General features: G+C 28.0%; 9 protein-coding genes. All 9 read right to left on the bottom strand.

Annotation, left to right across the window (positions count from 1 at the left end):
- On the bottom strand, positions 1 to 286 hold a 286-nt coding region (locus NSA58_RS09615; RefSeq protein WP_257560415.1), incomplete at its 3' end, for a hypothetical protein.
- Positions 270 to 2,348 carry a hypothetical protein gene (locus NSA58_RS09610; RefSeq protein WP_039681140.1) on the bottom strand — a complete coding sequence of 693 codons (2,079 nt, stop codon included), beginning with the start codon at positions 2,346 to 2,348 and terminating at the stop codon, positions 270 to 272. The genes NSA58_RS09615 and NSA58_RS09610, both read right to left, overlap by 17 nt.
- A gap of 12 nt (positions 2,349 to 2,360) precedes the next feature.
- Complete coding sequence (locus tag NSA58_RS09605; protein WP_039681141.1) at positions 2,361 to 3,866, bottom strand: CotH kinase family protein; 1,506 nt, start codon at positions 3,864 to 3,866, stop codon at positions 2,361 to 2,363.
- A 9-nt stretch (positions 3,867 to 3,875) separates the two neighbouring features.
- On the bottom strand, positions 3,876 to 4,544 hold the full coding sequence (locus tag NSA58_RS09600; RefSeq protein ID WP_039681142.1) for a DUF4956 domain-containing protein: 669 nt from the start codon (positions 4,542 to 4,544) through the stop codon (positions 3,876 to 3,878).
- 11 nt (positions 4,545 to 4,555) lie between these two features.
- Positions 4,556 to 5,248 carry a polyphosphate polymerase domain-containing protein gene (locus NSA58_RS09595; protein ID WP_039681143.1) on the bottom strand — a complete coding sequence of 231 codons (693 nt, stop codon included), beginning with the start codon at positions 5,246 to 5,248 and terminating at the stop codon, positions 4,556 to 4,558.
- Positions 5,249 to 5,575: 327 nt separating this feature from the next.
- The gene (locus tag NSA58_RS09590; protein WP_039681144.1) at positions 5,576 to 6,910 is read right to left on the bottom strand and encodes an SH3 domain-containing protein; all 1,335 of its coding nucleotides are present in this window, start codon (positions 6,908 to 6,910) and stop codon (positions 5,576 to 5,578) included.
- 283 nt (positions 6,911 to 7,193) lie between these two features.
- Positions 7,194 to 8,552, bottom strand: a complete 1,359-nt coding sequence (locus tag NSA58_RS09585; RefSeq protein WP_039681145.1) for an MATE family efflux transporter — start codon at positions 8,550 to 8,552, stop codon at positions 7,194 to 7,196.
- 20 nt (positions 8,553 to 8,572) lie between these two features.
- Positions 8,573 to 9,784 (bottom strand): GNAT family N-acetyltransferase, encoded by a 1,212-nt coding sequence (locus NSA58_RS09580; protein WP_039681146.1) that lies wholly within the window; start codon positions 9,782 to 9,784, stop codon positions 8,573 to 8,575.
- 243 nt (positions 9,785 to 10,027) lie between these two features.
- Positions 10,028 to 11,074 (bottom strand): SH3 domain-containing protein, encoded by a 1,047-nt coding sequence (locus NSA58_RS09575; protein WP_079764811.1) that lies wholly within the window; start codon positions 11,072 to 11,074, stop codon positions 10,028 to 10,030.
- Positions 11,075 to 11,152: the final 78 nt, after the last annotated feature.

Raw genomic sequence — 11,152 nt, 5'->3', positions numbered from 1 at the left:
CTTCGTCTTTGTTTAATTGAATTATTATTTCATTAAAAACTGCAAAATAGTTTCTACTGCCTATATTTGATTTTATATAATCAATATCCATTTTAGATAATTTATTGTTTAATTTAAGAACTTCAATTTGTCTTTTTATTTCAACTCCAAATGTTTCACTTAACTTTTTTATTTTTTTCTCATTTCTTTTATCTAAAATATCTTGACCTAACATGTATACTACACAACATAATATGATATATATAAAGAAACTAAGAATAGTATATATTCTAATTACTTCTTGCATTTAACTCACCCTTAATAATGTCATATGATTTTTTCAACCTTTGGTGGTACTCTGGTATAATCCATGACTTTAATCTAAATTTAGAACTTTCTAATTTTGTTTTTATAGATTCATTTTCTTTTATTGTAGCACCTACATTGATTTTATTAATAATCATAGGTCTTGCCCCATAATACTTATATATATCATCCATTATTTGTTTTGTAGATGGATCCATAAAGTTTAATAATGCCCATGGTACTCTAATTTCTACATAGTCATCTCCTATATAAAAATCAGAAGCTGAATTATAGTCTTTATTTGATGGATTTGAGTTTCCATGTAATAGCTTACCAGTTTCAAGTTTTATACTATCCACTACTTTATCTAAGTCTTCTACATACATTCTAGGTCTACTTTCAATATAAATTGGTGAGAATTCATCCATATCTGGCTTAACAGAAATCAAATCAGGTCTTATTTGATTTTCTTTTTTATTTTCATTAAAACTAAAGTAATTATAATACTCATGTATAAGTACTTTAGCATTTTTCCTATCTTTTATCTCAATAATAAAATCAACTGGATTTTCAAAATTTAAGTTTAATTGAGAGCTTTTTGTTGAACCAGAGTTTGGAGTTATATCTAAGTCTATATATATATCTTGTTTATCTAAATTTATAGTATTTTTTGACTTTAGCATAAAATATAAATACTTTTCATCACTTTTCATAGACAAGCTCATATTATCGTTTTTATTAATAACATCTTTGTCTTTCCATTCACTTATATTATTATCTGGATATGATTCACTTTTTTCTTTACCTGGATCAAAAGCAACTAGACCAAAGTTTTGGCTATAATCTTGTGCATCACTCCAAAGGGGAGCTCTATCAAGTATTTTTGATTCTTTAGTATTCCATGATGTTCTATACCAACTATCTTGTAACTCAAATATAAAGCTTCCAGCTAGTTTTGCATTGTTTATTGCATCATATGCATTAACTAAAGCTTTACCTTGTTCTTCTTCATTTATATATCCTTTATTAGTGTCTATATTAAAGTCACCACTATTTCTCGAAGATGGAACTCCATATTCACCAATTATTATAGGCATTTTATGCATCTTTTTTAATTTATTAAGGTATCCTTCTAAATTATTTTGATATTCCTTAATATTTGTATATGACGGATATAAACTATATGAAGCAAATATACCTGTTTTTAATTTACGCTTTGCCTTTATATTATTTGGGTTTAAATAGTCACTAATAGAATCTTCTTCATTTTGATTAGATTTATTTAGTTTTTCATAGTTTTTTGACGACCCTATAAATCCAATAAGTCTTTGATCTTTATATTGTTTATACTCATATTTAACTAAATAATCAGCAGTTTTTGCCATATAACTTTCAAATGACGATGCATCTTTATTTGTATAAAAATACGTTCCATTATAGCTTTTTTTGTTATTTATTAATTCAGTATATATTAAATCACGACTAGCAAATTCAACCCCTAGTGTATAACCAAGTAAATAATTTGAAATATCTGCTTTGTAATATTGATTTTCTATAGCTTTACTTGAAGTAAGTTCATTTCCATGAATCGAGTCAACAACTAGTTCTATGTTATTTTTAAACTTTTCTTCTAACTCTTCACTTTGAATATCTTCACCATTTTTCAAATCAATTTCATCAAAATATATACCTTGTATAATATATATTGGTTCTTCTCTATCTTTGTTGAACTTTTCTAACGCAATGTAAAAATCAGATTCCATTATATCTGGTAGCTTTATACAATTAGCTCCCATATTATCTATTATTGTTAGCCAATTTAAATATTCTTTCTCTGTTACTTTTTTTTCATTTGGAAAATTACCAGGCTTATTAGAATCTAAGTTAACTCCAACAATATCAAGCTTTTGCCATTTCTTATCTATAGCTATATTAATTTCCTCTTTATTTGTCTTAACAAAATAAGTATCATTTTGGGCTGTTATTTTATTTGCAATAATATCACCTAAAAATCCTAATGCCAAAATAAATACTAGGGTAGCAGCCACTAAAAACTTTTTCATTTTATCTTCCCCCTATTTAGCCCATTTTTTCAAACTATCAATATTTGAGTCCATCCACTTACCTCTATTTACTATGAAGTTTTTCATTAAACTTATTTCTTCTTCATATGAAGTGGCCATTTTATCCGTATTCTTTAATAAGTGTTTGTGTTCCTCTAAATATTTTATATATATATCTAAATCAGCAGAATAATTATCTGTTATATCTCCGCTCTCTTCAAATACCTTCGCTTGATTACTAATCTCAATTGGCCATCTATCAAAGTTACGCTTTGATGAAGTACCTAGTAATTTCACAGTTTCATCAATAAAGTTAGTTAAATACTCATCACTTAAATATGTTTTTCTAAGTTCCTTATATCTTTCAACTACTTTATTGGCAAAATTGATATCCATCATTAATCTATCAAACCAAGGTTTATGAATCATAGTAAACTCTGTATAATCATATACTTGTCCATCTTTATTTAAAGAATTTCCTAACGATTCATTAAAGTCCCATACAGGACCTGCTTTCATCTTTTCTTCATAGTCTTTATATACATAGGTACTTAACATACCTGCATCTGTATTTTTGAAAAATTCATTTATAATATAGTAGTCTACAAAAGTATCTACATCTATATATTTACTATATCCTTCAGTAGGATGATTAAATTTATCAGAATAAAGTACTCTTTCAACTTTACTAACTTCATCTACAATATAATTATATTTTTCTGGTGTTAAGTCTTTTTTAGGATAAGCTACGTTTAAACCATAAAAATATTCATGTGTTTCTTTTCCATAACTATTAATAGGAATGTCATCTTTCTTTTGTCTGTCTTTTGCTAATATAAAGCTAGTTTCACTTATATTGTCTATAGTTTTAGTAATATCAACCCTTTTATCATCTCTTTTAATTTTTTCAACTAAAGTATACACACCTCTATAATTATTTTCACTCAGTTCTTTATTACCATCCTCTACCATAATAACTTCACAAAACTTTACTCGTGGTGCATATTCCATAATTTTACTTGCTGTATTTAAAGCTATATAATTTCTCATAAGGGATTTATCTAAAAATGGACCATTTAATACCCATTCAGATTCTTTTGGCATACCAAGTAAACTAACATCTTTATCTTCACCTTTACCATTAATAAGTTCAAGGCTAAATTGCTTTTTAGGATATTTAGTAGAACTATTTCCTCTTATTTTAATATTTACTTTACTTGTAACTTTTGGCTTATCATCTAATGTATTTACGACATCTTTATTATCGTATACTTGTAAATTCCCTGATATTTCTTGATTTCTAGATACTTGCTGTCCTAATGTATCTATTAATAATACGGGTAAATTAAAACTAGTATCATTTAAATTATTTTCATATATTTGAAAAGCTTGTATCTTTTGATTTTTCTTATCTTCTTTTTTAACCTTATATTCTAAATCATTTAAATAAGTGGCTGTGACTACAGCTAATACAATAAATCCTATAGCCATTACTACTTTTAATATATCTTTTTTCATAGTTTTCACCTATCCTATTGTTTCTCCATTTTGAGCTACAATATTAACAGCATTTACACCTTCTATACTGTATAAGTCTGACACTATGTTTTTATCTTCATTATTTTTTATTTTTATTTGATATATAATTTCCATATTAGTCCCAACTGAGTTTTTAGCTCTTAATTGACTTCCCTTAAATGAGTTGAATACACATCTCATTATATCTTCTTCCTTATCTCTATTTCCTCTTATTATTAAAATATATCTATCTTCTTTTCCAAATCCACTGAAACTAAACATAGATAATACCCCTAGTAAGAATAATGATCCAATTGCTGCTACCATATAATTTCCTGTACCTACACTTAGACCTACACCTATACTCCAAAATATATAAGCTGTGTCTCTTGGATCTTTAATTGCTGTTCTAAAACGAACTATAGACAATGCACCGACCATCCCTAAAGATAGTGCTATATCACTACCTATAACAATCATAACCATAGTTGTTACAAGTGTTAACATAACTAATGAAACATTGAATTTTCTATTATACATAACTCCGCTAAATGTTATTTTATAAGTTAAAAATATAACCATAGATAACATTAAAGCTACTATCATTACTTCTAATGCTCCAAACACTGTTACTCCTCCACTTGGGTTAGCTAAATATTTATATAATGTCTCTTTCATTTGTTACTCCTTTATAATATGTAGTTTTCATAAAATCTTCTTCCGCTACAATACTTACTTAGTGAACGATTAGTTGTGTCTAAATCTGTTAATGCTTGTGAAATCCAGCAAAATAACTCACCATCAAATTTAACTTCAAGTAATGCGTTATAATATTCAAATATAGGCGTCATCATTATATCTTCACTAAACATATCAAATTCAAATTCATTTGATCTTATATCACTATCTAATGTAACTCGAATATTATTTTCGTTATGAATATATGCACGCCTATTATAATCCACAAGTACAACCGGTTGATATTGTCCAATAGTCATAATGTTGTATGCAGATTGGCAAGTTTGATTATCGTATTTTAGTAGTACACTATATTCTTTATTAATAAGTTTTATTGCATCTTCTTTACTTATTGTTGCTGTTTCTTTAATTTGGTTAATATTAATCTTTCTCTTTATCTCAAGTTTAACTTTTTCTGTTTTGGTGTCATAGATTCTAAGCCGAATTTTTTTACGCACTTCTTCTCCACCAGTTTTAGCATAGTAATCATCATTATTAATACTATCAAAATATAAGCTTCTAATAGTGTATCCATATTCCTTATTATTAGGGTCTGGACTAAGTACAGACTTAAACATTTCATTTACTTTATAATAGTCCATTTCTCCAATTGGATACTTTAATTCTCTTCTTGTTACTATCATTTCACACCTCCTCTAAGGTAACATTATACATTATCTTGTCATTTTTTGTCTTATGATTTTTAAAATATATATGTTTTAAATAAGAAAATTCAATATGCATAAATTTTATATATAAATCTTCAAGAAACAAAAAATAATAAAGATTATTATTTAGTTTACTGACATATATTTACATAATTGCTCAAAGGTACCATTTATTACTTTTTATATTCATTGCTATTGCTTTATTTCACAAGATATTAGCTAATTTAAATGAAATATAAAATCCTATAAAAAAATACCAATAATGAGTTTGATTAAACTCATTATTGGTATTGTAATTGTTATTTATTTTATAAACTCTTTTACACTATTAAAATCATGTAGTGTGAATTCTAATTTATCGTATTCATATGTATTATATATATCTATCCAGTCTTGTTTTAATCTATCAACTCCAACATAATAATATGTTGTACTTGTATCTACACCATAATCTGCATCTATCTTTTTAGTTTCAGCAGCTGTAGAAATTTTCTTATTATACTTCTTTGCAAGTTCTATTTCTTCCTTTATAAATTTCACAGGTGCTTTTATATTATAATTCATTACAATAGTTTTATCAGAGTTTTCTATTATTATCTCCGAGTTAACTTGTTCTAACCAAAACGGTATAACCATTATCATTTCGACACCTACAGTTTTTGCATGTTCATATGCTTTCTTTATTGTATTTGCATATTCTTCTTGTGACCAATTTCCATCCCCTAAAACCCAGGGTTCAACATCAAATACTATACCTTTTACTTTGCTTTCACTTCCTACAGTATCATTATAATTTTTAACTCTATCTATTTTTTTTATAAATTCTTCTGGTTTATTGTACCAAGAAGCATCTCCTGTTAAGTCATATACACTTACTTTTTTATTAACTTTTAAATCTGTAACAAATTCCTTAGTTTCTGACAAACTTAATCTAAGTATATTTGCTTGATATATTTCATTTAGTTGTAATTTATCTATCCAATAATAAGTATCTTCCCTCATAGATTTAGCACATTGAGTATTTTCCCATGAGAATATCCCTTTATTTGCAAAATACTCAATTGATGGCTCATTTGTTTCTTCATTTTTATTATATAAGAATTGAATTACTTTATTAGGATTTGATTCTGTTATTGTTATACTTTGAGTTTTATCTCCATCTAGAGTATATCCATCTATATCCTTTGCTGTATAACTATAAGTTTTTAATTCAAGGTTTTCTAAATAATCTGCAGATAATATTTCTTCTTTAGTTAATGAGTCTAAATATTTAACTGTTATAGTTCCTGTTTTTATAGATTCTTCAACTTTTATTTTTTCTAGATCTGATAATTTAACATATCCTATATTTTCTTTATAGTTTATTTTAGCCCACCCATTAGATATATTATAAACGTTTACAATATCTCCTCTTCTAAGTGTTCCTAATTTATAACTTTTAGTAGATGGTGATTTTCTAACTGTTGTTTTACTTACTATTACCTTATACTCATTAGCTAATCCTTCCAAATTGATAGTTTGATTTAAAATATATTTATTAGATTCAGCATTAACCTCATTTTCTAATCCAGTATTAAATCCTCCCCAAATAAGTGTTCCTATTAATATTGATGATATAATTTTTTTTGTACTTTTCATGAAAGTCTCCTTATCTTAATATACATTTTCATTCATAATACTACATATCTTTTCCATAATTCATATCTTTTCCATAATTCAATATTTTGTTTCTATTTATTACCTTTTTATATTATTTCTATATTTAAGTACATCTATTTTTTAATCCCATTGACTAATACTTTATTAATAAAATAACTCGCTGTACTAGTTAAATTTTTCAATAATAAAACTCAAACAAATAGAAATCCCATAACTCCATTAATCTGGGAATTATGGGACTTTAATTTTATCATCATTTTTCTTATTCTTCTAATATATTTTTAATCTTTTTAAAATAAATAATCAACAACAATATAGTAGACAACGGTACTGCCAAAAACACAGACAGCTGAGGTGATATATTAAAAATATCATATCTCAAGAAAATTATAGGAAGAATTATAACTAACGGTATGGATAAAACTATCTGTCTCATTAGCTCCAGCTTCGTTGCATCATCTTCTTTTCCAGAGACTTGCATAAATGTAATTACTGCGTACAACAGTCCTAAGAAAGGAAATCCTACCACCACAACTTTCATTATTGGGATAGCTAATTGTAGCAAATCAACATCATTGGTGAAAATTTTCAAAACTTCTGGTGCAAATATAAAGACCATCAGTGTGACAGTAATAGAATAAATCAAACTATACTGCAGAACTTTGTTTTTAACTTTTCTTTCCTTAGATTTATTCTGGCTACTGTGAAAATAAGCCACAATAGACTGAACACCTTGGGTCAAACCAATAAGTGGCAACAGAATTACCATATTCATGTTACTACATATGGACCAGGCACCTACATAGGAAACACTTCCATATAATATAAGTACCTTATTTATAATTAAAGCACTGACACTGTTTAATGATTGCATAAGAAATTGAACAAATCCTATTTTCACTATGGAAATTAAAATTTCTTTACTTTCCTCAAAATCCACATGACTGCTTTTAAACCATAGTTTCTTTTTAATTAGAAAAATTGTGGAAAATCCAAAGTAAAATACTTCGCTGACCAGTGTAGACAGTGCTATACCTTTCATTCCCATATTTAAAACAAAGGTAAAAATAACGTTAAATATTATATTTATGATTGTGGCGGAAATTCCCACCACAATTTCTATTTTGGGATATCCAAATGCCCTTATAATATTCAGTAACATATAACCCACAGAGCTAAACACATTGAATATTACAGCTATATTCAAATATTCCTTGGCCAAATCAAAGACTTCACCTTCTGCTCCAAGAAGATGTAGCAGACTATTTTCAAATGAAAATATAAGCAAAGATATAATAATACTACATATAGAACATGCATAAAATCCCACTTTAAAAGTGTGATTGATTTTTTCTTCATTATCTTCTCCCAGCCTTTTGGATATAACTATACTTGTAGATACTCCAAAAATAAGCTGAGCTGCAATTAGTAGTAGTAACACTGGACTTATTATTCCCATGGCTGTCAGTGCCTTCTCACTAATCCCCCTCAAGTGACCTGCAAAGGCCGTATCCACCATAGAGGTCAGTGATTCCAAGACTAGGGAGCATATAGTTGGAAATGAAAACAATACTATTAGTTGTGATATAGATTTTGTTTCAAATATGCTTTTTCTATTCATTTATCCTCCTCAGGTGATTTCTAAAAATAGTCTGAAAAATAAGGTGTTTGTTGTTCTATAGCATCTTCCAACATATCCACTGTGTCATTACTACAAGAAATTCTTCCTATCTTATATAAATAATCAGGACGTTTATATCCAAGTAACATAGTTGTCATAGTTTGAATATCAATTCTATCTTCTGTTTTTTCAGAAGTTCTACTTATTTTTCCTTTTCCATCTTTATCAATAGTAAGTTTAAAATAACCTTGATTCCATGTAAGAATAGGATCATCCATCTTAAAAGTCCACTCCCTAACCACATTATCAGGTTTAAAAGGGTATTGTTCAATAAAATCTTCTAAATCAACGATTCTAGCCATAAAATAAGGCGAAATACTTTCCTTTATATCTGCATCTTCAAATAAAAATGCCAAAGGTTCATCTGTATATGTGTCCCCCACAACTTTGTTTATCATGGAAAAATGGGCACTTATAAAATTCCATAAGCCCGTTCTTGCCTCTTCATTAATAAATATCATATCTTTAATATGGAAGACTTCTTCCTTAATCCAGTAAAGAACATATCCATCTGGCTCATTTTTGTCATTGTAATATATGGCAGCCATCAAATCATCACTATCCCAAAGCCAGTATTCATTCCAAGCCAAATCGTCTCTTATAAGTGCCCCATGAGTTTGATAAGCAAAACGCTCATAAGCTCTTTTCACTTCCTCACCTTCCACATCAACACGTTCAACTTCTCCTGAAACTTGCTTATTTTTTGGCAATTGATAATCTTTGATTTCATATGTAATCTTATCTGATACTATCTCCCACCCTTTTCTACGATAATAAGGTATAGAATAAGGATACAAATAAGATATACTTTGTTTGTTCTCCTTCATATTTTTCAATGATTGATAAAGTAACTTATGCATTAAGCCTTGGTTTGCATATTCTGGATAAGTCCCCACTCCAGTAAGTCCACCCATATCATAAGTTTTATTAAAAATGCGTACCTTCATAGGATAAACTGCAACTTGAGATATTAATTTATCCCCATCAAACCATCCCTTAACATAAGCTTGTTCCAATGTAGGTGATTTTGCCCTAATCATTTCTTTTTCTTCCCAGCCACTTTCTTGTAAGTCCTTGTCTGTAACTTGAAAAACATATCTTAATAACTGATTATATTGTTCTAAATGCTCGATCCCCACATTTTTCATTTTCAATTCTCTTCTTCTACTCATGTAAATTTTCCTTTCTTTATATTTATGTTTATAATATTTTATATCATAATTGTAATAAATTCATCTATAATGCTTATATTAATATTATTTTATGTTTAACTATACAAATAATTCAATATTACACAATTACACCGAGAATTAATATTTTGCACATAAATACAACTCAGGCTAAATTGATTTGCTTAATAATAAGTATCTTATAAAATAAGGGATATATGCGCCCATATATCCCTCTAATTTATATTAATCTAATATTTGTATAGATATGTTTCTAACTCCCCAACTATTGCACTGTGAATCTGAGTTCATAAATATATCTATTTTATTTCCCTTTATTCCTCCACCACAGTCTTCTGCAATAAATGTTTTTCCAAATCTAGGTATATAAACCCTAGTTCCGTAAGGTATAACATTTGGATCTACAGCGATTGTTCCCCATTTAGGTTTTGTTCCTGTTGCAGTTATACCGTCTCCACTATAAGCTGTAGCTGATACTACCATACTTTTATTTGATGAAGATGAAACTTCTGAATCTGATAATTTATTTTGTGATGATTCTTTTGAATAAGAACTTTTTGAAGTTCTATTTCCTGTTATTAAAGCCACATCAGTATCTATATGGGAGCTATGTACCCATCCTATTTTTCCATCTGAATTTTGAAGTTTATACCATCCGTCTAGTGATGATATTACTTTTACCTTTTCTCCTTCAGATAAAACTTTTATAACCTCATAATTAGTTGATGCTCCTTTTCTCATATTAGCGTTGTCTTTTAAAGTTCCATTAGCATCACTATCTGACCATGCAAATTTATCATCTGATACTTTTATATATTTTCTATATGACCAACCTACTTCACCATCTGAAGTTTTAACTTTATACCAGTCACCTTTCTTTGATAAAACTTTTACTTTGGCTCCTTTTTCATGAACACTAATTATTTTATCTTCAATTGATGGTCCTTTTCTGAAATTCAAATATTCTGTTACTGTTCCTTTAATAGCACTTGCTTCTTCTTTTTCTTTTTGAGAAGCATCTATATACTCACCATATGACCAACCTGTTTCATTGTCTGAAGTTTTAACTTTGTACCAGCCATTTGACTCTGATACTATTTTTATATTTTCTCCTTTATCAAGCACCTCTTTAACATTATGTTCAGTCGATGCACCTTCTCTAAGGTTTAAATCTTCCTTTACTGTTGCCGCTTGAGATTCGACAGAAACACAAGCCCCTAGTGCCATTGTCATTGACGCAAACGCTGTTGTTTTTAAAATATTTTTTAACATATATTCTCCTCCAATATTGTTTTATAGAATAATCTTTCTAAATAAAATATTGTGCCTTTAATCTGTTAACTTTTAAAT

The sequence above is a fragment of the Terrisporobacter muris genome, from assembly GCF_024621905.1.
GTDB lineage: Bacteria > Bacillota > Clostridia > Peptostreptococcales > Peptostreptococcaceae > Terrisporobacter > Terrisporobacter muris.
The sequence above is the reverse complement of the archived record's forward strand: the minus strand, read 5'-3'. Positions and strand labels throughout refer to the sequence as shown.

Excerpts from the sequence above, each read along its gene's own strand:
- NSA58_RS09575 (WP_079764811.1), bottom strand. The coding sequence starts at position 11,074 with ATGTTAAAAAATATTTTAAAAACAACAGCGTTTGCGTCAATGACAATG.
- NSA58_RS09600 (WP_039681142.1), bottom strand. The coding sequence starts at position 4,544 with ATGAAAGAGACATTATATAAATATTTAGCTAACCCAAGTGGAGGAGTA.
- NSA58_RS09590 (WP_039681144.1), bottom strand. The coding sequence starts at position 6,910 with ATGAAAAGTACAAAAAAAATTATATCATCAATATTAATAGGAACACTT.
- NSA58_RS09585 (WP_039681145.1), bottom strand. The coding sequence starts at position 8,552 with ATGAATAGAAAAAGCATATTTGAAACAAAATCTATATCACAACTAATA.
- NSA58_RS09595 (WP_039681143.1), bottom strand. The coding sequence starts at position 5,248 with ATGATAGTAACAAGAAGAGAATTAAAGTATCCAATTGGAGAAATGGAC.
- NSA58_RS09580 (WP_039681146.1), bottom strand. The coding sequence starts at position 9,784 with ATGAGTAGAAGAAGAGAATTGAAAATGAAAAATGTGGGGATCGAGCAT.
- NSA58_RS09610 (WP_039681140.1), bottom strand. The coding sequence starts at position 2,348 with ATGAAAAAGTTTTTAGTGGCTGCTACCCTAGTATTTATTTTGGCATTA.
- NSA58_RS09605 (WP_039681141.1), bottom strand. The coding sequence starts at position 3,866 with ATGAAAAAAGATATATTAAAAGTAGTAATGGCTATAGGATTTATTGTA.